At 69.6% G+C, this 20,315-nt stretch carries 17 protein-coding genes and 1 pseudogene; 11 read left to right on the forward strand and 7 right to left on the reverse strand.

The window, feature by feature from the left end; translation table 11 throughout:
• From G3N64_RS32700 to G3N64_RS32710, 3 genes and pseudogenes are all read right to left on the reverse strand, one after another.
• Window positions 1–1,103: pseudogene (locus G3N64_RS32700) on the reverse strand (cytochrome C); the annotation flags it as partial.
• Window positions 1,093–1,596: a (2Fe-2S)-binding protein gene (locus tag G3N64_RS32705; protein WP_205787853.1), complete on the reverse strand. Its 504-nt coding sequence runs from the start codon at window positions 1,594–1,596 to the stop codon at window positions 1,093–1,095. The pseudogene G3N64_RS32700 and the gene G3N64_RS32705, both read right to left, overlap by 11 nt.
• Before the next feature lie 173 nt (window positions 1,597–1,769).
• Window positions 1,770–2,927, reverse strand: coding sequence for an FAD-dependent monooxygenase (locus G3N64_RS32710; protein WP_205787854.1), 1,158 nt, complete (start codon window positions 2,925–2,927; stop codon window positions 1,770–1,772).
• Between the two features lie 298 nt (window positions 2,928–3,225).
• Between G3N64_RS32710 and G3N64_RS32715 the strand changes: the two genes are divergently transcribed.
• From G3N64_RS32715 to G3N64_RS32735, 5 genes are all read left to right on the forward strand, one after another.
• The gene (locus G3N64_RS32715; RefSeq protein WP_205787855.1) at window positions 3,226–3,978 is read left to right on the forward strand and encodes an Asp/Glu racemase; all 753 of its coding nucleotides are present in this window, start codon (window positions 3,226–3,228) and stop codon (window positions 3,976–3,978) included.
• A 27-nt stretch (window positions 3,979–4,005) separates the two neighbouring features.
• Window positions 4,006–4,836, forward strand: a complete 831-nt coding sequence (locus G3N64_RS32720; protein WP_205787856.1) for an alpha/beta hydrolase — start codon at window positions 4,006–4,008, stop codon at window positions 4,834–4,836.
• 47 nt (window positions 4,837–4,883) lie between these two features.
• On the forward strand, window positions 4,884–5,924 hold the full coding sequence (locus G3N64_RS32725) for a 2,5-dihydroxypyridine 5,6-dioxygenase (protein ID WP_205787857.1): 1,041 nt from the start codon (window positions 4,884–4,886) through the stop codon (window positions 5,922–5,924).
• A 23-nt stretch (window positions 5,925–5,947) separates the two neighbouring features.
• Complete coding sequence (locus tag G3N64_RS32730; protein ID WP_205787858.1) at window positions 5,948–6,601, forward strand: isochorismatase family protein; 654 nt, start codon at window positions 5,948–5,950, stop codon at window positions 6,599–6,601.
• Window positions 6,602–6,820: 219 nt separating this feature from the next.
• Window positions 6,821–9,106, forward strand: coding sequence for a molybdopterin cofactor-binding domain-containing protein (locus tag G3N64_RS32735; protein WP_205787859.1), 2,286 nt, complete (start codon window positions 6,821–6,823; stop codon window positions 9,104–9,106).
• 86 nt (window positions 9,107–9,192) lie between these two features.
• Here the strand turns inward: G3N64_RS32735 and G3N64_RS32740 are convergent, their stop codons facing one another.
• Window positions 9,193–9,639: a MarR family winged helix-turn-helix transcriptional regulator gene (locus G3N64_RS32740; RefSeq protein WP_085043161.1), complete on the reverse strand. Its 447-nt coding sequence runs from the start codon at window positions 9,637–9,639 to the stop codon at window positions 9,193–9,195.
• A 533-nt stretch (window positions 9,640–10,172) separates the two neighbouring features.
• Here G3N64_RS32740 and G3N64_RS32745 point away from each other — a divergent pair.
• The gene (locus G3N64_RS32745) at window positions 10,173–11,480 is read left to right on the forward strand and encodes an MFS transporter (protein ID WP_205787860.1); all 1,308 of its coding nucleotides are present in this window, start codon (window positions 10,173–10,175) and stop codon (window positions 11,478–11,480) included.
• A gap of 348 nt (window positions 11,481–11,828) precedes the next feature.
• Window positions 11,829–12,593, forward strand: coding sequence for a DUF4397 domain-containing protein (locus G3N64_RS32750; protein ID WP_205787861.1), 765 nt, complete (start codon window positions 11,829–11,831; stop codon window positions 12,591–12,593).
• A gap of 63 nt (window positions 12,594–12,656) precedes the next feature.
• On the opposite strand, the gene G3N64_RS32755 is transcribed toward G3N64_RS32750, so the two are convergent.
• Together G3N64_RS32755 and G3N64_RS32760 are read right to left on the reverse strand one after the other, a co-directional pair.
• Complete coding sequence (locus tag G3N64_RS32755; RefSeq protein ID WP_205787862.1) at window positions 12,657–13,205, reverse strand: DUF3005 domain-containing protein; 549 nt, start codon at window positions 13,203–13,205, stop codon at window positions 12,657–12,659.
• Window positions 13,206–13,365: 160 nt separating this feature from the next.
• Entirely contained in the window at window positions 13,366–13,605 is a 240-nt protein-coding gene (locus G3N64_RS32760) for a hypothetical protein (RefSeq protein WP_205787863.1), read from the reverse strand.
• A gap of 231 nt (window positions 13,606–13,836) precedes the next feature.
• Here G3N64_RS32760 and G3N64_RS32765 point away from each other — a divergent pair, with 231 nt between their 5' ends.
• From G3N64_RS32765 to G3N64_RS32775, 3 genes are all read left to right on the forward strand, one after another.
• Window positions 13,837–15,387, forward strand: coding sequence for an NCS1 family nucleobase:cation symporter-1 (locus tag G3N64_RS32765; RefSeq protein WP_205787864.1), 1,551 nt, complete (start codon window positions 13,837–13,839; stop codon window positions 15,385–15,387).
• 22 nt (window positions 15,388–15,409) lie between these two features.
• Window positions 15,410–16,138, forward strand: coding sequence for an aspartate/glutamate racemase family protein (locus tag G3N64_RS32770; protein WP_205787865.1), 729 nt, complete (start codon window positions 15,410–15,412; stop codon window positions 16,136–16,138).
• Between the two features lie 61 nt (window positions 16,139–16,199).
• A complete protein-coding gene (locus G3N64_RS32775; protein WP_205787866.1) occupies window positions 16,200–17,387 on the forward strand; it encodes a LysR family transcriptional regulator in 1,188 nt (395 codons plus the stop codon).
• Window positions 17,388–17,493: 106 nt separating this feature from the next.
• Here G3N64_RS32775 and G3N64_RS32780 read toward each other — a convergent pair whose 3' ends face one another.
• Window positions 17,494–19,065 (reverse strand): MFS transporter, encoded by a 1,572-nt coding sequence (locus tag G3N64_RS32780; protein WP_205787867.1) that lies wholly within the window; start codon window positions 19,063–19,065, stop codon window positions 17,494–17,496.
• Between the two features lie 100 nt (window positions 19,066–19,165).
• On the opposite strand from G3N64_RS32780, the gene G3N64_RS32785 reads away from it, so the two are divergent.
• Window positions 19,166–20,044 carry a LysR family transcriptional regulator gene (locus G3N64_RS32785; protein WP_205787868.1) on the forward strand — a complete coding sequence of 293 codons (879 nt, stop codon included), beginning with the start codon at window positions 19,166–19,168 and terminating at the stop codon, window positions 20,042–20,044.
• The last annotated feature ends 271 nt before the right edge of the window (window positions 20,045–20,315 follow it).

Genomic DNA, 20,315 nt, shown 5'->3' on the forward strand with positions numbered 1-20,315 from the left:
TGACGCGGAGCGCTGCGCAACCCCTCGCCGGAATCAGCCGGCACCGGCCGCGCGAGCGCCGCGCGGATGCGCTCGGCGTCGAACGGCGGTGCGCGAAACCGCACGCCCGTCGCGTCGTACAGCGCATTCGCGATCGCCGCCGCCGCGGGCGCCGCCGCCTGCTCGATCCGGCGCGCATCGTGCACGGACAGTTCGCCGTGCGCGCGATGCGCCGTGTCGTCGAACGCAATCAGTTCGTGGGCGATCGCATCCGGCTGCGCGCCCATGTCGGTTTCGTCGTGAGCGGGCCGCGCGGACAAGCGCGCGCCCATCACGCGCGAAATCGCCGCTTCGATCTGCCATGCGGGCAAGCCGGCCATCGACGCGTCGCCCGGTTCGCCGGCCCCCTGCCCGGCCACGACGCGCCGCACCGCGACGTCGCCCGTCGCACGGTCGACATCGAGATCGACGACCCATGCGGACCAGCGCGCGTCGCCGTCGCGTCTCGCGTCGGCTGGCGGCGGTGTGTTGCCGGACAGTGCTGCGGCGCCATCGAAAGCGAAGCCGCGCCCGCTCAGGCGCGCATGGGCATCCGAATCGACCGCAGCCGGCACGCCCCACGCAGCGCGCTCGCTGACCATCCGGATAATCTCGCGCGGCCCCGCATCCCGCGCCGCATCGAGATGCTGCAGGCGCAACGCGACCGGGTCGCGCCGCAACGCGCCCGCGAGTTCGTCGACGAAGGATTCGCGCGCGAACACGTGCGCGTGGCCGGGAATCGCGTGGCCGGTGTCGGCGAGTTCGATCGACGTCTGCGCGTGCCGGTAAGCGAACGGCGCGGCGGGGCCGGTATCCGCGCCTTCGGCTGCTTCATCGTGCGGCAATTGACGATCGTCCGCTGCCACGTCCGTACCGGCCGCCTGCGCGCGATAGCGCCAGGCCGTCATCCGCCCGTCGGCCGCGGTGCGCGTTTCGACATCGAGCGATGCCTGCGCGTGTGCATCGCCCATCGGCCATGTGTAGCGTGCGTGGTACGCGTGCAATGCATCGGCCCCGACGTCATCGTGCGGCTCGGGCACCGTCACGCGCGCCGGTACGACAGGCAAGCCTGCGTCAGGCTTCATCGCCGCCTCGCAGATAGCGTGCCGCGCGATGCACGGCCCGGATGATCTCCAGGTGCGTACCGCAGCGGCAGAGATTGAAGCGCAACGCATCGCGGATCGCCGCATCGTCCGGTGCGGGGTCGCGGTCGAGCAGCGCCTTCGTGCTCATGATCATCCCGTTCAGGCAATAACCGCATTGCGCGGCCTGCTCGTCGATGAACGCGCGCTGGATCGGATGCGGCGCGTCGCGCGAACCGAGCCCTTCCAGCGTCGTGACGTCGCGCCCGCTCGCGGCGGCGGCCGGCACGACGCACGAACGCGTCGCCTGCCCGTCGACCAGCACCGTGCATGCGCCGCACTGCCCGAGCCCGCAGCCGTATTTCGGGCCGTTGAGCGCGCAGTCGTTGCGCAGGACCAGCAGCAACGGCGCGTCGGGCGCGGCCTCGTCGAAGGTGTGCGGCATGCCGTTCACGCGAAACGCCAGCGGCCGCGACGGAGAAGCGGGATGGGACATGAAGGGATCCGGAATGCGGCGCGCGGGCCGAGGGGGCCGGCAGCGGGCACTGCCGCCGGCTGGCGCCCGCCGGCGCGCGCCTGACATATAACACGCCGAAATGCGTACGTACCGGCGCATCGGCGCGCGACGGCGACGGCGAAGCGCCGCCCGGCGCGGGCACCATGTACGCGTCAGGCCACCGCCGCGACGCTGTCGCGCGACGGCGAGACGAGCGGCACGTCGAACACGTCGTAGCCGAATACCCACGACGGATCCTCGTTCGTGCGCAGCCACGTGTTGTTGTGCGACACGAGCTGCACCTTCGACGCGCGCGCCGCGCGATTCGCCTCGTACAGCGCGAACGCACCCGCGTAATCGCCGACGCCGACTTCGTCGAGGCAGCGCGCGAGCATCGCGGCATCCTCGATCGCCATCGCCGCGCCCTGCGCCATGTGCGGCTTCATCGGATGGCACGCGTCGCCGAGCAGCACGAGGCGGCCGCGGCTCCACAGCGGCAGCGGATCGCGTTCGAGCAGCGGCCACTTGGTGATCGACGGCGACACGTCGATCAGGTGCTGGATGTCGGTGTGGAAACCCGCGAACGCCTCGCGCATTTCGTCGCGGCTGCTGTCGACCATCGACACGCCTTCGGGCCATTCGGCCTGCGGCACGCCGGTCACGTAGTAATACTCATCGCGCTTCTCGGTCACGTAGTAGACCATCATGTGGCGATCCTCCGACCACCACTTCACGCACATGTCGTACGGCTTGTTGCCGAGCAGCGACGCCGGGAACACCGCGCGGTGCGCGACGTAGCCCGTATAGCGCGGCGGTTCCGCGCCGAGCAGGTGCTCGCGGATCCGGGAATTCACGCCGTCCGCGCCGATCACGATGTCGGCCGTCTCGACGCTGCCGTCGGTGAACGTCAGGCGCACCGCGTCGCCGGCGTCCTCCACCGCCGCGAGCCGCTTGCCGAAGCGGATCGTGCCGGGCGTGACCGCCTGCGTCATCAATGCGTGGAAATCGCCGCGATGCACGGTGAGGTAGCTCGCGCCGTAGGCCTTGCGCGCGTAGTCGCCGAGCGGGATCTGCGCGAGCACGTCGGCCGTCTGCCAGTCGCGGCTGTACCAGAAATCCGGATGCGAACCCATCGTCTCCAGCGCGTCCTCGCAGCCGATGCGCCGCATGATCTTCATCACGTTCGGGCCGAGGTGGATGCCCGCGCCGAGGCGCGAGAACGCCGGAGCCTGCTCGTACAGCGCGACGTCGTAGCCGCCGCGCTGAAGCAGCGCCGCGGCGGCCGTGCCGCCGAGACCGGCGCCGATGATTGCGATACGGGGTGTGCTCATGCGGATCTCCTGATCGTGGGCCCGTCGCCGGATACGGCGCGAGAACGGGCGGATTGAATGGCGTTTATTTAGCGTACACACTCAATTTATTCAGGACAAGAGGATTGTCGCGCGCTGCAATGACATTCGGGAAAACACCAATAAATCGTCGAATATCCGCACGCATAAGCGGTTGACGCACGATCGACGTCATTTTGATCCATTGCCATTTTCAAATGTACACACTAGACTTTGCTCGACATCCGGCGATCCCGCGCCAGCGTGCCGCCCCACCCTTACCGACACGGAGCCTCCCGTCATGAGCAAGACCTACCGCATCGGCCAGATCGTGCCGAGTTCCAACACGACGATGGAAACCGAGATTCCCGCGATGCTGCGGCTGCGCGAAGCGATCCGCCCCGAGCGCTTCACGTATCACTCGAGCCGGATGCGGATGAAGAAGGTCGTCAAGGAAGAACTCGCGGCGATGGATGCCGAATCCGACCGCTGCGCGGTGGAACTGAGCGATGCGCGCGTCGACGTGCTCGGCTACGCGTGCCTGGTCGCGATCATGGCAATGGGACACGGCTACCACCGCGTGTCGCAGGCGCGCCTGACGAAGCACACGGCCGACAACGGCGCGCAGGCGCCGGTGCTGACGAGTGCGGGCGCGCTCGTCGATGCGTTGAAGGTGATCGGCGCGAAGCGGATCGTGGTCGTCGCGCCGTACATGTTGCCGCTGACCGAACTCGTGGTCGACTACATCCGCAACGAGGGCTTTGAAGTACTCGCGTACCGCGCGCTGGAGATTCCCGACAACCTCGACGTCGGCCGTCACGACCCGGCGCGCCTGCCCGACATCGTGAAGACGCTGCCGTACCAGGACGCCGACGCGATCGTGCTGTCCGCCTGCGTGCAGATGCCGTCGCTGCCGGCCGTCGCGAAGGTCGAGGCGATGACGGGCAAGCCCGTGATCACGGCTGCGATCGCGACGACCTACGCGATGCTGTGCGAGCTCGACCTCGAGCCGATCGTGCCCGGCGCGGGCGCGCTGCTCTCCGGCGCGTACTGAGCGCGGCCCTTCCGACGGAGTCCATTCATGTCCTCGACTTTCCTGTACGGCGCGAACATCCGCGCGAACGGCATCCGCCAGCACTACCTGCGCTACGGCGGCGCGACCGGCGCGCGCGCCTCGCGCCCGGCGATCGTGCTGATTCCCGGCATCACGAGCCCTGCGATCACGTGGGGTTTCGTCGGCGACGTATTCGGCGCGGCGTTCGATACCTACGTGCTCGACGTGCGCGGCCGCGGGCTGTCCGACGCGTCGCCGTCGCTCGACTACGGCCTCGATGCGCAGGCTGACGACATCGCGGCGCTCGTCCCCGCGCTCGGCCTGCCGCGCACGAGCGTCGTCGGCCATTCGATGGGCGCGCGGATCGCCGCGCGCGCGGCGCGGCGCGGCATCCGCGGGCTCGAATCGGTCGTGCTCGTCGATCCGCCCGTGTCGGGCCCGAACCGCCGCGACTATCCGGGCAAGCTGCCCTGGTACATCGATTCGATGGCGCTCGCGCGCGCCGGCACTAATGCCGAAGGCATGCGCGCGTTCTGCCCGACCTGGACCGACGCCGAACTGCAGTTGCGCGCCGAATGGCTGCACACCTGCGACGAGCGCGCGGTGCGCGCGTCGTACGAAGGCTTCCACACCGACGATTTCCACGCGGACGCGGCGCAACTGGCCGTGCCGTCGCTGCTGATCACGGCCGAACGCGGCGACGTGGTGCGCGACGACGATGTCGCCGAACTGCAGCGCGCGACGCCGTCGATGCGGCACGTGCGCGTGCCCGACGCCGGCCACATGATTCCGTGGGACAACGCGCCGGGCTTCTACGCGGCGTTCGGCGATTTCCTCGGCGCGCCGCTCGCGGCCTGATCGCGCGGCGCCCGCCCCTTTCCTTCACGCCTTTACCGGAGCCGACGATGCCAGTCAGCGACACTCAACTGATCGACGCGTGGAAGCAGGTGCTCACGCTGTCGCGCCTCGAACCGGGCCAGACCGTCACGATCCTGACGAGCGCGGCCACCCACCCGCAGACGCTGTCGTGCGCACTGATCGCGACGCAATCGATGGGCGCGATCGTCAACCGGCTCGACCTGCCGCCGGTGAACGGCGACAAGGCGTTCAGCCGCGACCCGCTCGCGTATCTCGGCACGACGCCGCTCACCGGCAACAAGGCCGCGATCGCCGCGCTGCGCGAGAGCGACCTCGTGCTCGACCTGATGACGCTGCTGTTCTCGCCCGAACAGCACGACATCCTCAAATCCGGCACGAAGATCCTGCTCGCGGTCGAGCCGCCCGAAGTGCTCGTGCGGATGGTGCCGACGCTGGCCGACCGCACGCGCGTGCTCGCCGCGGCGAAGCAGATCGCTGCCGCCCGCGAGATGCGCGTGACGTCGGCGGCCGGCACCGCGCTCGTGTGCCCGCTCGGCGAGTTCCCGCCCACGGCCGAATACGGCTTCGTCGACGCACCGGGCCGCTGGGACCACTGGCCGAGCGGCTTCGCGCTGACCTACCCGAACGACCGCACCGCGCGCGGCACGATCGTGATCGATCGCGGCGACATCCTGCTGCCGCAGAAGCACTACGTGAGCGAACCGATCGCGCTGACCGTCGAAGGCGGCTATGCGACCCGCATCGAAGGCGGCGTCGATGCCGACCTGCTGCGCGACTACATGGAGACGTTCGCCGACCCCGAAGGCTATGCGATCTCGCATATCGGCTGGGGGCTGCAGCCGCGCGCGCGCTGGTCGACGCTCGGGCTGTACGACCGCGAGGCGACGATCGGGATGGACGCGCGCGCGTTCGAGGGCAATTTCCTGTTCTCGCTCGGCCCGAACAACGAAGGCGGCGGCAACCGCACGACCACCTGCCACATCGACATCCCGCTGCGCCGCTGCACGGTCGAACTCGACGGCGCAACCGTCGTGCGCGACGGCCGCGTGACCGACCAACCCGCCTGACCGACGAGCCCCCCCCCGACACCATGAACGATCTTTCCCGTCACGCCGAAGCGAACGTCTATCGCCAGCAGGGTTTCGGCACGCCGCTGCCGCCGCACGGCAACATCGGCCTGCTGATCGTCGACTTCGTGGTCGGCTTCGCCGATCCCGCGACGTTCGGCGGCGGCAACATCGCGCCGGCGATCGCGCGCACGACGCATGCGCTCGCGCTGGCGCGCGAACGCGGCTGGCCCGTCGCGCACAGCCGCATCGTGTATGCGGACGACGGCAGCGACGACAACGTGTTCTCGCTGAAGGTGCCCGGCATGGCGACGCTGACCGAACACCATCCGAACAGCGCGATCGTGCCCGAACTCACGCCCGCGCAAGGCGAACTCGTCGTGCGCAAGACCGTGCCGTCGGCATTCTTCGGCACGCAACTGGCGCCGTGGCTCGCGCAGCGCGCGGTGCAGACGCTGCTGGTCGCGGGCGCCGTGACGAGCGGCTGCGTGCGGGCGAGCGTCGTCGACGCGATGTCGCACGGGTTCCGCCCGCTCGTGCTCGCCGACTGCGTCGGCGATCGCGCGATCGCGCCGCACGACGCGAACCTGTTCGACATGCAGCAGAAATACGCGGCGGTGATGCCGCTCGACGATGCGATCGCGGCGATCGATGCGGTGCAGGCGCGCAACCGCTGAATCGGCGCGGCGGGCCGGCGGCGCGACCGGCCGGCGCCCGCCCGCGCGATTGACGCTGCGCTTTTGGCGGCCTAGATTGGCGTCGCGCGCGCTCGCGACGGCCACCGCCATTGCGCTCGACGCACCGTGCGAACACGACGCCCGGGCCACCAGCCGCCTCGCCCCGCGTACGCCGCAGCCGGCCGCGCGCCGCCGCTTCCTCGACAGGATCCTTCATCCGTGAACCGCTCCGAACTGCTCGCGCGCAACGGCTGCCTGACCGTGGTCCGGCCGCCCGCGCCGCCCGTCAAGCCGGCGCCCGGACAGCCGGGCAGCCTGTCGTCCTATGTGCCGGCGCTGCCGGAAGTGTTCGTCGCGATTCTCGACGACGGCCGCATCCTCGCGTTCAACGGCCATGTCGATCTCGGCACCGGTATCCGCACGTCGCTCGCGCAGATCGTCGCCGAGGAACTCGACGTGCCGGCCGCGCGCGTGACGATGGTGCTCGGCGACACGGCCGCGACACCGAACCAGGGCCCGACCATCGCGAGCGCGACGATCCAGATTTCCGCGACGCCGCTGCGCTGCGCGGCCGCGCAGGCGCGCCATGCACTGCTGGCGCTTGCCGCCGAACGGTTCGGCGTCGACGCGGAGCGGCTGGCCGTCGAGGATGGATCGATTTCGGCCGATGAGCAAACGGCAACGTTCGCCACGCTCGTCGCCATGCGCCGGATCGCGCTGACGCTGGACCTGAACACCCGTACGAAGGATCCCGCGCACTACCGGATCGTCGGCCGGTCGTCGCCGCGCGTCGACCTGCCCGCGAAGGCAACCGGCGAGCTCACGTTCGTGCACGACATGCGCGTGCCGGGCATGCTGCACGGCCGCGTCGTGCGGCCGCCGTATGCGGGCCACGACAGCGGCGCCTTCGTCGGCACATCGCTCGTCGACGTCGATCGCGCATCGGTGGCCGACGTGCCGGGGCGGGTGGCCGTCGTCGCGCTCGGCGATTTCGTCGGCGTGGTGGCCGAGCGCGAGGAGCACGCGATCCGCGCGGCGCGCCAGCTGCGCGTGACGTGGCGGCCGCTTCCCGCGCTGCCGCCGCTCGACGCGCCGGCTGCCGCTATCGCCGCCGCGCCGGCCAGACGCCGCGTGCTGCTCGACGAAGGCGACGTCGACGCGGCGCGTGCGCAGCCCGACACGATCACGCTGTCGCGCACCTATGCGTGGCCGTTCCAGATGCACGGCTCGATCGGCCCGTCGTGCGCGCTCGCCGACTACCGCGAGCCCGGCGATGGCCGGATCACCGTGTGGTCCGGCACGCAGAATCCCGTGTCGCTGCGCTACGACCTCGCGACACTCGTCGCACGCGACGAAGCCGATTTCGACGTGGTGCGGATGGAAGCGGCCGGCTGCTACGGCCGCAACGGCGCGGACGACGTATGCGGCGACGCGTTGCTGCTGTCGCGCGCGGTCGGCCGCCCGGTGCGCGTGCAGTTGTCGCGTGCGGACGAACATCTGTGGGAACCGAAAGGCGCGGGCCAGTCGATGCAGGTAACGGGCACCGTCACGCGCGACGGCCGCCTGCTCGGCTACGACTTCACGACGCGCTACCCGTCGAACGACGCGCCGCTGCTCGCGGCGCTGCTGACCGGCACGATCGCGCCCGAGCCGCGCGTGTTCGAGATGGGCGACCGCACGGCCGTGTCGCCGTATGCGAGCCCGCATCGCCGCTTCGTCTGCGAGGATCTCGCGCCGCTCGTGCGCGCGTCGTGGCTGCGCGGCGTGTCGGCGTTGCCGAACTCGTTCGCGCACGATGCGTTCGTCGACGAATGCGCGGCGCTGACCGGCGTCGACCCGCTGGCGTTCCGGCTGCGCCATCTGCAGGACACGCGCGCGACCGAACTGCTGCAGGCCGTGGCTGACCGCGCGGGCTGGACGCCGCGCGTGCGGCGCACGCCGCACGAACCCGCTACGTCGCGCCTCGTGCACGGCCGCGGCATCGCTTACGCGCGCTACGTGCACAGCCGCTTCCCCGGCTTCGGCGCGGCGTGGTCGGCGTGGATCGTCGACCTGAGCGTCGATCGCGTGTCGGGCGAGATCCGCATCGAACGCGTCACGGTCGGCCAGGACACGGGCACGATGATCAACCCCGATGGCGTGCGCCACCAGATCCACGGCAACGTGATCCAGGTATTGAGCCGCACGCTGAAGGAGCGCGTGCGCTTCGCCGAGGGCAAGGTCGCATCGCGCGAATGGGCGAGCTATCCGATTCTCACCTTCGCGGAAGTGCCGGACGTCGATGTCGTGCTGATGCCGAGGCAAGGCGAGCCGCCGCTCGGCGCGGGAGAATCGGCGTCGGTGCCGGGCCCTGCCGCCGTCGCGAACGCGTTGTTCGATGCGACCGGCGTGCGGCTCTACGCGCCGCCGTTTACGCCGGAGACGATCCGGGCCGCGTTACGCGGCGCTGGCCGGTTGATGACGGCCGACGCGGCCGGTGCGCAGGTGGCAACCGACGCGGTGTAGCGATCCCGGGCTTCATCACGGGATCGAGCCGGCCGGCAGACAGGCCGGCCGCACGGGCACGACTGCCGACCGGCTGGCGGCGCGCATCATGCGTCGCCGTCTTCTTCCATCATCTTGCGCAGCAGGAACTGCAGCGCAACCCGTTCGCCCGGATTGAGCGCGCCATACGTGCGCTCCGTCACCTGCCGCGCGAACGGCACCGTGCGGTCGATCAGCGCGAGGCCGGTCGCGGTGGCGCGCACGATCAGCTTGCGGCCGTCGTTCGGATCGGGCAGCACCTCGATCAGCGCACGCGCCTTCAGGCGATCGACCACGCCGCGGATCGTCGCCTGGTCGATCGCGGTCGCCTTGACGATGTCGTTCAGCGAGCACGCCTGGCGCTCCTTGACTGCACACAGCGTGACGAACTGCGCGGCCGTGAGATCGGAATCGGGGATCGCTTCCTGGAAGATCGACACGTGCCGCTGATACGCGCGGCGCAGCAGGTGCCCGACCTGGTCGTGAAAGTCGTAGGAATCCTTGGAAGACGCCATGAAAGTAAAGGCCCGTGCCGCATATCAGTGAAAGACAAGCAGTGTACACCCTCCATTCGGCCCGACCGGCAGCCGGGTTGCCGCTTCATTGCGGTGCATCAGGATTCGCGGTGCCCCGCGCGCAGCGCGCCTGACAAACGCCTGACGGCTGCACATTGCCCGCCGGGCGCGTCGACGCGACAACCGGCTGCGCACGGTCGAACCGGCTGCCGCGCACGTGCTTGCGCGCATCGCCAGACTTTCGCGCACACGCTTTACTTTTAAGTGCATACGCACGAATTTTGTGCATGCTTCCGTGCCTTAACGACCCCATTAGACGCGGATGAATCGCCATCAAAACCGCGTCAAACACGCGGTTTTTATCATGCAGATGCTTACCTCCTCGTGGCCGGAATCGTGCCTGTGCGATTCGGTATTTTCTAGTGTGTACGCTATTTAATTGCCGTGATATACAGACTCCAGTGCGCAGCGGAACGTCCGCTCGCGTCGATCGGCCACCCATTCATCCGTCACATTCGAACAGGGGCAATCCCATGTCTACCGCACACCCGAGCGCCGCCGTTTCCCCCGACGATGCGCCGCACGGCAATCTGTATCGCAAGGTCACGCTGCGCCTGATCACCCTCTTCTGCCTGTGCTACTTCGCGGCCTATCTCGACCGCATCAACATCGGGCTCGCGAAACTCCAGATGCTCGACGCGCTGAAGTTCAGCGATACCGTGTACGGGCTCGGCGCCGGCCTGTTCTTCGCCGGCTACATCCTGTTCGAAGTCCCGAGCAACCTGGTGCTGCAACGCGTCGGCGCGAAGCTGTGGATCGCGCGGATCATGATCACGTGGGGCCTGCTGTCGGGTGCGACGATGTTCGTGCACACGCCGATGCAGTTCTATATCGTGCGCTTCCTGCTCGGCGCGGCCGAGGCCGGCTTCCTGCCCGGCGTGCTGCTGTACCTGACGCAGTGGTATCCCGATGCACGCCGCGCGCGGATCGTCGCGCTGTTCATGGTCGGTCTGCCGTTGTCGAGCATGATCGGCAGCCCGATCTCCGGGTGGATCATGCGTGCATTCGACGGCGCGCACGGGCTCGGCGGCTGGCAGTGGCTGTTCCTGCTCGAAGCGCTGCCGTCTGTGCTGCTCGGCTTCGCGGTGCTGCGCTGGCTGCCCAACGACATCGAATCCGCGCCGTGGCTGAATGCCGACGAGAAACACGCGCTGCGTACGAACCTCGACGCCGATCCGTCCGGCAACAAGAGCCATGCGCTCGGCAAGGCGTTCTCCGATCCGAAGGTGTGGGCGCTCGGCCTGATCGACCTGTGCGTGCTGCTCGGCCTCTATGCGGTGAGCTTCTGGCTGCCGACGATCCTGCGCGACACGGGCGTGAAGGACGCGTATCACATCGGTTGGCTGATGGTGATCCCGAATGCCGCGGCCGTGCTCGCCACGCTGTACTGCGGCGCAAGTTCCGACCGTGCGCGCGAGCGCCGCTGGCATATCGTCGTGCCGTTCCTGGTGTCGGCCGTCGCGCTGGCGATTGCGGCCTCGTCGTCGCACGGCACGGTCGGGACGGTGCTGCTGTTCTCGCTGATCAATGCGGGCGCGGCCGCCGCAATGCCGGTCGTCTGGGCGTTGCCTTCGACGTTCCTGAAGGGCTCGGCCGCCGCCGGCGGGATCGCGTTCGCGTGCTCGATCGCGAATCTCGGCGGGTTCGGCAGCACCTATTTCATCGGCTGGCTGCGCGACACGTTCCATTCGCAAAGCGCGGGGCTGTATGGGTTCGCCGCGTGCATGGTGGTCGGCTGCGCCCTCGCGCTCGCGTATCCGGCCCGGCTCGTGAACCGCTGACGCAGCGCGTCGCCCGCGCGGCGCGGTCATTTTTACAACCGCGCCGACCGCACGGCCCGCCCCACGCGACCTGCCTCGCCCCGCGCACGCCGCCACGCCGGCGCGTGCGCGCTTCCCCCCACCGCTTCCCGCCACTGCCTCTCGCCACTGCCTCTCGCCACTGCCTCTCGCCACTGCTTCCCGCCACTGCTTCCCGCCGCCATTCGCCACGCGGGCACATCGCTTGCGCCATTCACGCGCCCGCCAATCCGGCGGACAGCATCTTTCCCTCAACCGGCGCCGCACACCGCTCGACCCTTCGCGCGGCGATCCCGCGTCGCAAGCAGGTTCCCTGAACGAGAGGACAACATGAGATCAATACGAACACTGGCAGCCCTGTGCTCGGTCGTTTCCATGCTCGCGGCATGTGGCGGCGACGGCAACGACGTCGGCACCGAGCTCGGCATCTCGAAGCCGCAGGCGCGCTTCATCAACGCGGTGCCGGCCGGGCCGAACCTCGACTACTACCTGAACGCGAAGCTCGACCAGTCGGGTATTGCGTACAAGGGCGTGACGCGCTATCACGACGTCGACTCGGGCACGCAGAACGCGAGCTACGACGTCTCCGGCACGACGACGACCATCGCCGCGCAATCGTTCAGCGCGGCCAATGGCCATCACTACACGACGATCGCGCTGCCGAGCACGACGTCGCTGATCTCGGTGATCGACGATCCGTACGACAAGGGCCTGCTGTCGGACAAGGCGCGCGTGCGCAGCTTCAACGCGTCGCCGAACGCGCAGAACGTCGACCTGTACGTCGTCCCGCCCGGCACCGACATCGCGACGCAGAGCCCGACGCTCGCGGGCGCGGCCTACCAGAACGCAGTGCCGGCATCGACGCAGGATTCGATCTACCTGAACGGCGGCAGCTACCAGGTGATCGTCACGACGGCCGGCAGCAAGACGCCGATCCTCAAGACCGCACCGGTCACCATCAACAACAACGCCGACTGGCTGCTGCTGACGATTCCGTCGGGCGGAGTCGGCGACGTCACGCCGAACGATATCCACGTGCTGGTTGCGCAGGGCAACGACGCCGATACGTCCGCGCAGGAACTGGGTCCGCAGTAAGGATTGCAAACGGTTGCGGCGGCCGGCGCGATGGCGCCGCCCGCCGCGCCTTTCGCCACGCGGTCAGTTGCTCCGCTCCAGGGCGATCACATGCTCGGCGCGCGTGCCGTCGCCGTGCTCGATGTCGACATCGCCGACATGGCGTACGCGCCAGCCCGGCCGCGTCGCGATCTGGGGCATGTTGCCGGACGGCCGGCTTTCGATCCCGCCGAGCCCTTCGTCGGGCGTCTCGACCGCGTCGTCCAGCGATGCGTTCGAATAGATCACGTTGTCGTGCCACTTCGATGCGCCCACGGCGGCTTCCATGCCCTTGCCGTCGACGTCGACCGTGTTGTCGGTCATCGCCATGTTCGCGTTGTCGAGCGTGACGATCCGGCCGGCGGCCCGGCGCACGGGATCGCCGCTTTCGACCGCATGCGCGTCGACGTCGATCGGCGGCAAGCCGGTCGGCATTTTCCCGGCAATCGCTTCGGGCGTCAGCGGACGCCGCGCGACCTGCGCCGCCTGCGTCGCCGCGTCGGGCATGTCGCCGGCCGCCGGCGTCTTCACCGGGCTCTGCTCGATCTGTTCCCGCTGCTTTTCCGGGGTAGGGTTCGATCCCGCGTTCTGCATCGCACCTCCTTGCCCGGCCGGCGTACGCCGGCGTCATGCTGTCGCCGCCGGTCCGGAAATCGCTACAACGGTCCTTGCAAATCTTTCACGTGCGCAACCGCGCGCACGCACGCCACCCGGCGTACGTGCCGCGGGCACGGTATCCGACGTCGAACGCGCGTCAGCCGCCGCTCGCGCCGCCCGGCGCGGAGGCCGCGCCCGGCATGCTCGCGCCGCCGCCGGCCGCACCGCTACCCGGCATGCCCGACGGCGCGGCCGACATGCCGCCCGTGGCGCTCGTGTCCGAGCTCGGGCCGCCGCTGTCGCTCTTCTTCTGGCAGCCCACGCCTGCCGCCAGGCCCGCAATGAGAATGCCGGCGAAGAGGGCTCGCGATACATGACGAAGTGAATATCGCTGCATGACACCTCCGCTGATGTCGATGTGAATGGAACCCGCTGGCGCGCAATTCCCGTGCCTTACCGGCCGTCGGCGGCACCCGCCTTCCATTCATTTTTCAAATGACGTCCAGCCGAATATTTAATTTCCCATCACCGTGCCGGCCTTCCATACTCGCGAACAAATCCGAGACATAACGTCCACGGCGGCCGGGCCGGCGCAGCGTTCCCACGCTGCCGGCTTCGCGCCCCGCACATGGAAGGAGACAACGGCGTGCAACTGGAAGCCACCCACCGCCCGGGCATCGTGCTCGGCGCGGACGACGCATCGCATCGAACCGATTCGGCCGCGCACGACCCCGCGCTGAGCCCGCGGCTGCACAACGCCGACCTCGCGCCCACCAAGGCCGAGGGCCGCACGTGGGGCCGCTACAGCATCTTTGCGCTGTGGACCAACGACGTGCACAACATCGCGAACTATTCGTTCGCGATCGGGCTGTTCGCGCTCGGCCTGTCGGGCTGGCAGATGCTCGCATCGCTCGCGATCGGCGCGGTGCTCGTTTACGGCTTCATGAACCTCACCGGCTACATGGGCCAGAAAACCGGCGTGCCGTTCCCGGTGATCAGCCGGATGAGCTTCGGCATCTACGGCGCGCTGCTGCCCGCGATGATTCGCGCGGTGATCGCGATCGCCTGGTTCGGCATCCAGACCTATCTCGCGTCGGTCGTGCTGCGCGTGCTGCTCACCGCGATCTGGCCGGGCCTCGCCGCATTCGACCAGGATGCGATCCTCGGGCTGTCGACGCTTGGCTGGGTCACGTTCGTCGCGATCTGGCTCGTGCAGATCGGCATCCTCACGTACGGGATGGAAATGGTCCGCAAGTACGAGGGGCTGGCCGGCCCGGTCATCCTCGTCACGACGCTGTCGCTCGCCGCGTGGATGTTCAGCCGCACCGGTGGCCAGCTCGCGATGTCGATCGGCAAGCCGCTGACCGGCTTCAGGATGTGGACGGAAATCTTCGCGGGCGGCTCGCTGTGGCTCGCGATCTACGGCACGCTGGTGCTCAACTTCTGCGATTTCGCGCGCTCGTCGCCGAGCGCGAAGACGGTGCGCGTGGGCAACTTCTGGGGCCTGCCGGTCAACATCCTCGTGTTCGCGACGATCAGCTTCGTGCTCGCGGGCGCGCAGTTCAAGCTGAACGGCCACATCATCCACAGCCCGACGGAAATCATCGCGACGGTGCCGAACAAGCTGTTCCTCGTGCTCGGCTGCCTCGCGTTCCTGATCGTGACGGTCGCCGTGAACATCATGGCGAACTTCGTCGCCCCCGCCTTCGTGCTGACGAGCCTCGCGCCGCATCGCCTGTCGTTCCGCCGCGCGGGCCTGATCAGCGCAACGGTCGCCGTGCTGATCCTGCCGTGGAACCTGTACAACAGCCCGATCGTGATCGTCTACTTCCTGTCGGGCCTCGGCGCGCTGCTCGGCCCGCTGTACGGGATCATCACGGTCGACTACTGGCTCGTGCGCAAGCAGCGCGTGAACGTGCCCGACCTCTATACCGAAGCGCCGACCGGCGCCTACTTCTACACGCGCGGCGTGAACCGCAAGGCGCTCGCCGCGCTCGTGCCGTCCGCGCTGATCTCGATCACGCTCGCCGTCGTGCCGGCCTTCAGCGCGATGACGCCGTTCTCGTGGCTGCTCGGCGCGGCCATCGCGGGCAGCGTGTACTGGCTGCTGGCCGATCGCAAACGGCACTACGAGGAGCGCTCGGGCGAACCCATCGCGGTCGCCTGCGCCGAACACTGAAACACATGCATACGGAGTCGCAATGAGGATCCTGGTAGTCAACGTCAACACGACCGAGTCGATCACCGACGCGATCGCCGCGCAGGCGCAGGCCGCCGCGTCGCCGGGCACGGAGATCGTCGGGCTGACGCCGCGCTTCGGCGCGGAATCGGTCGAAGGCAACTTCGAGAGCTACCTCGCGGCGATCGCCGTGATGGATCGCGTGCTGAGCTACGACGCGCCGTACGACGCGGTAATCCAGGCCGGCTATGGCGAACACGGCCGCGAAGGCCTGCAGGAACTGCTGACGGTGCCCGTCGTCGACATCACCGAAGCGGCCGCGAGCGTCGCGATGCTGCTCGGCCACCGCTACTCGGTCGTCACGACGCTCGACCGCACGGTGCCGCTGATCGAGGATCGCCTGAAGCTCGCCGGGCTCGACGCGCGCTGCGCGTCGGTACGCGCGAGCGGCCTCGCGGTGCTCGAACTCGAGGAGAACCCGGCCCGCGCGATCGAGTCGATCGTCGGCCAGGCGCAGCGTGCGGTGAAGGACGATCACGCGGAAGTGATCTGCCTCGGCTGCGGCGGGATGGCCGGCCTCGACCGGCAGATCGAGGAATGCACGGGCGTGCCGGTCGTCGACGGCGTATCGGCCGCGGTCGCGCTCGCCGAGTCGCTGGTGCGCCTGAAGCTGAAGACGTCGAAGGTCCGCACGTACGCGCCGCCGCGCCCGAAGCGGATCGTCGGCTGGCCGGGCACCTTCGCACAATGACGCGCCGCCGGCCCGCTGCTGCGTCGCGCGCGGGCGCCGGGTCGCCGGGAGGGTTATCGGCATGCGGGACCCAGTAGGCCCGAACGCACTGCCCCGCGACGCGTCCGACGCCGCGGGCGCGCTCGACGTGCTCGATGCGCGGCTGATGCGCATCCTGCTCGTGCTGCTGACCGAGCGCACCGTGTCGCGTGCGGCCGTGCGCCTGAACATGTCGCAGCCGGCGACGAGCGCCGCGCTCAAGCGCCTGCGCACGCTGCTCGGCGATCCGCTGCTGGTGCGCAGCCGCTACGGGATGGTGCCGACCGAGTTCGGCGCGCGGCTGATCGAACCGCTGCGCAACGCGCTGCGCGTGATCGACTTCATCCGCATCCAGCAGCCGACGTTCGACGCACGCACGTCGGTGCGCACTTACCGGATCGGCTGCCCCGACTACCTGAACGTGCTGTTCGTGCCGAAGCTCGTCGCGCTGTTCCGCGAACGCGCGCCCAACGCGCAGCTCGTGTTCCATCCGCTCGGCGACGGCTTCGACGACGAGCGCGCGCTGGCCGACGGCGAGCTCGACGTCGTGATCGACAATCGCCCCGCGCGCTCGTCGCGGTTCCGGCAGGACGACCTGTTCGACGATCGCGTCGTGTGCCTGATGCGCGCGACGCATCCGCTCGCGCGGCGCGGCACGATGACCGCTGCCGATTTTACCGAAGCGCCGCAGCTGTGCCCGACGCCGTCGTGGCTCGAAGCGTCCGGCGCGATCGACCAGCAGCTCGAACGGGTGGGCCTGCGGCGGCGGATCGTCGTCACGCTGCCGCACTTCGAACTCGCCGCGCATGCGCTCGTGCGCACCGACATGCTCCTGACCACCACCTACCGGCTCGCGCGGCACTATGCGAAGCTGCTGCCGCTCGCCGCCGTCGCACTGCCGGCCGAACCGCCGGACATCGTGTACCGGATGACCTGGAACGAATCGGGCGCGTGCGCCGAAGGCGTGCGCTGGCTGCGCGGGCTGATCGCGGAAGCGACGCGCGCGTGGCTCGAAGCGGAGGCGATGCAACCGGCCGTTGCGGCCGTTGCGGCGGTTGCGGCCGGCGCAATCGCGGACGCGGACGCGCGGAACGGCACGCCAGCCGCGGCCGATACACCTGAGCCTGCTCGACGCACGCGCCGCCGGCAGGCGACGCATTGCCATGCGTCGCACCCGCGGCGTATCGCCCATGCGGCACGCATCCACCGCCTCGCGACGAAATCGCATTGACCGGCGCGATCGACGGGCGCAACGCCGGGCCAATACGGCGATACGCGGCTCAGGCTACGTCGACAAGCAGCACGGCAAAACAGCCGATCGCGTGCCGCGCCGTGCGTCACGCGCCATCGCGCATCGGTTGTGCAAGCAACTTCCAGGCAACGACGGCCGCAACCAGCGCGAGCACGCCGCTCACCGTCAGCGCATCGGCGAACCCACTCGCGAACGCGACGGGCGCCGCCTTCGCGAGCGCACCGGCGGCCGACGGCGGCACGCGCTCGAGCGCCCGCGCCAGGTCGCCGGCCAGCAGGCTCGACATGAACGGCGCATCGGCGAACGCACGCAGGCCAGGCGCGGCGGACAGCAGCCGGTCGAGCCGCGCCTGCGTGCTCGCCGCCAGCACCGCGCCGAGCACGCCGACGGCCGTCACGATCGCCGAGAAGCGCGTCGTCGTGCTGATGCCCGACGCCATGCCCGTACGGTTCGGCGGCACGCACGCCATGATCGCCTTCTGCGTGTCGCCGTTCATGATGCCCGCGCCGCAGCCCGTCACGAACATGCCGAGCGCGACGAGCCGGTAGTCGCCGCTAGCCGTGAGTGCCGCGGTCGCGAGGTTGCCCGCACCGATCAGCGCGAGCCCGCCCGCCAGCACGCCGCCGGACGACACGCGCGCGGCAAGCGCCGCGCCGAGCGACGGCCCGGCGATCATCGCGAACGCGAACGGCAGCATCCCGAGCCCCGCGTCGATCGCCGACATCCCGAACGCGTTCTGCAGGTACAGCGGCAGGAACGTCATCATCACCTGCGCGCACGCCGCATAGCCGAACATCGCGAGCACCGCCGCGACGAAGCGCGGTTGCCGGAACAGGGCAAGATCGACCATCGCGTGAACGCGGACGCGCTGCAATTGCACGAACGCGCCGCCAAGCAGCACGCACGCCACGAGCCGCGCACCGGTGGCCCAGCTCGCGAGGCCATGCGACGGCACTTCGATCAGCGCCCAGATGCCGGATGCGAGCGCGAGCCCGAACAGCAGGCTGCCGGCCGCATCGACGCGTTTCGCGTGCGGATCGCACGACTCGTCGATCGCCACGCGCGCGCCGGCCGCGAGCAGCAGGCAGACGGGCAGGTTCAGCAGGAACACCCAGCGCCAGCCGACCCATTGCGTGATCGCGCCGCCGACGAGCGGTGCGATGGCCGTCGCGATCCCCATGCACATGCCCCAGATCGCCCACGCGCGCGCCCGTTCGCGCCCTTCCGGAAAACGGTTCGCGATCACGGCGAGCGCGGCCGTCAGCAGCAGCGCGGCGCCGCCGCCCTTCACCGCACGCGCGGCGATCAGCCAGCCGGCCGACGGCGCGATGCCGCAGCCGAGCGACGCGAGAAAGAACAGCGCGAGCCCCGCGAAGAGCATCCGCTTGCGCCCGAAGCGGTCGGCGAGCCCGCCGGCCGGCAGCAGGCATGCGGCGAACGCGGTCATGTACGCGCTCACGACCCATTCGATATCGGCGAAGCTCGCGTGGAAACTGCGCGCGATGCTCGGCAGCGACACGGCGACGACGTTCGTGTCGAGCACGATCAGCGAACAGGTCGCGGACGCGACGGCAAGCGTTGCGGCGGCGGGCAGGCGGGCGCCCGTGCGCGAGGCGGCAGCCGCGCCCGCGCGCGACGCCGGTGAGGACTGGGACATCGGCTACTCCGGAACAGGATGATCGAGCCGTATGCTAGGCTTGCCCGGTATTGCCTGTCATTGATACGCCAACGCTGTTTTATTGACGAAAATTGCAATCATGGATCGGCTCGAATTCCGCCACGTGCGCGCGTTCCTGAGCGTCGCGCAGCATCTGCACTTCGCCCGCGCGGCCGAAGCGCTCGACATGGCGCCGCCAGCGCTCACGCGGCAGATCCAGGAGGCCGAACGCGTGCTGGGCGTGCGCCTCTTTCACCGGTCGCGCCGCGCGGTCACGCTGAGCGCGGCCGGCGAGGCCTATCTCGCCGAGGCAAGCGCCGCGGTCGAACACCTGCAGCGCGGCCGCGAACTCGCCGCCTTGGCCGAGCGCGGCGAACTCGGCCGGATCGAGATCGGCTACGTGTCGTCGGCCGTGTATTCGGGCACGTTGCAACGCACGGTCGGCGCGTTTCGTGCCGCGCACCCGCGCATCGAACTGAACCTGCGCGAAGTGCCGATGGACGACGTCGCGAACCAGCTCGACACGGGCCGCCTCGACCTCGCGTACGTGCGCCCGCCGCTGCCGCTGCCCGGCGGCCTGCGGATCGTCACGCTGCAGCGCGATGTATTCGTCGCGGCCGTGCCCGCCGGGTCGCGCTACGCGTCGATGGCGGCCATTCGCGCGACCGACCTCGCCGACGCGCGCTTCGCGGTGCCCGAACAGGAACGCGGCACGCTCGAAGTCGCGCGCCGCGGCCGCTTCGCACCGCTGATCGCCGCCCGCCCGGGCGGCCTGCTCGCGGTGCTCGCGTGCGTGTCCGTGAACGGCTGGGTCGCGGTGATTCCCGATGCGCTCGCCGGCTGCGTGTCGCTGCCGGGCGTCGTGTACCGGCCGATCGCCGGCAAGCCGATCACGTCGGAACTGGCGCTCGCGCACCGGCGCTTCGAAAAGGCGCCGGCGGTACGCGCGTTCCTGCGGACGGTTCCGTCGATCGCGTAAGACCCGTACAAGAACGCCCGCGTGCAGCGTTGGCGGCCAGGCCGGCCGCCGCCGCGCGAATATGCATTGCACGATTCGATGTTTGTCGGCCGGAAACCGATTCCGTAACCTGCCCGGCAGCCGCGCCGCCTGCGCGCGGATCACCGAGGACACGACGTCGATGAACCCCTCTTCCATTCCGGCGCGCCGCCGCGTGCTGCAGCGTCTTGCCACCCTCGCCGCCGCGCCGCTCGCCGGCGGCATCGCACGCCCCGCCCATGCGGCCGGCGCC

This window comes from Burkholderia sp. Ac-20344 (assembly GCF_017104975.1).
Taxonomy (GTDB): domain Bacteria; phylum Pseudomonadota; class Gammaproteobacteria; order Burkholderiales; family Burkholderiaceae; genus Burkholderia.

Coding starts and splice junctions, on each gene's coding strand:
- G3N64_RS32775 (WP_205787866.1), top strand. CDS start 16,200: ATGCGGGACCCAGTAGGCCCGAACGCACTGCCCCGCGACGCGTCCGAC.
- G3N64_RS32740 (WP_085043161.1), bottom strand. CDS start 9,639: ATGGCGTCTTCCAAGGATTCCTACGACTTTCACGACCAGGTCGGGCAC.
- G3N64_RS32760 (WP_205787863.1), bottom strand. CDS start 13,605: ATGCAGCGATATTCACTTCGTCATGTATCGCGAGCCCTCTTCGCCGGC.
- G3N64_RS32710 (WP_205787854.1), bottom strand. CDS start 2,927: ATGAGCACACCCCGTATCGCAATCATCGGCGCCGGTCTCGGCGGCACG.
- G3N64_RS32780 (WP_205787867.1), bottom strand. CDS start 19,065: ATGTCCCAGTCCTCACCGGCGTCGCGCGCGGGCGCGGCTGCCGCCTCG.
- G3N64_RS32720 (WP_205787856.1), top strand. CDS start 4,006: ATGTCCTCGACTTTCCTGTACGGCGCGAACATCCGCGCGAACGGCATC.
- G3N64_RS32725 (WP_205787857.1), top strand. CDS start 4,884: ATGCCAGTCAGCGACACTCAACTGATCGACGCGTGGAAGCAGGTGCTC.
- G3N64_RS32750 (WP_205787861.1), top strand. CDS start 11,829: ATGAGATCAATACGAACACTGGCAGCCCTGTGCTCGGTCGTTTCCATG.
- G3N64_RS32745 (WP_205787860.1), top strand. CDS start 10,173: ATGTCTACCGCACACCCGAGCGCCGCCGTTTCCCCCGACGATGCGCCG.
- G3N64_RS32765 (WP_205787864.1), top strand. CDS start 13,837: ATGGAAGGAGACAACGGCGTGCAACTGGAAGCCACCCACCGCCCGGGC.
- G3N64_RS32715 (WP_205787855.1), top strand. CDS start 3,226: ATGAGCAAGACCTACCGCATCGGCCAGATCGTGCCGAGTTCCAACACG.
- G3N64_RS32705 (WP_205787853.1), bottom strand. CDS start 1,596: ATGTCCCATCCCGCTTCTCCGTCGCGGCCGCTGGCGTTTCGCGTGAAC.
- G3N64_RS32785 (WP_205787868.1), top strand. CDS start 19,166: ATGGATCGGCTCGAATTCCGCCACGTGCGCGCGTTCCTGAGCGTCGCG.
- G3N64_RS32770 (WP_205787865.1), top strand. CDS start 15,410: ATGAGGATCCTGGTAGTCAACGTCAACACGACCGAGTCGATCACCGAC.
- G3N64_RS32755 (WP_205787862.1), bottom strand. CDS start 13,205: ATGCAGAACGCGGGATCGAACCCTACCCCGGAAAAGCAGCGGGAACAG.
- G3N64_RS32730 (WP_205787858.1), top strand. CDS start 5,948: ATGAACGATCTTTCCCGTCACGCCGAAGCGAACGTCTATCGCCAGCAG.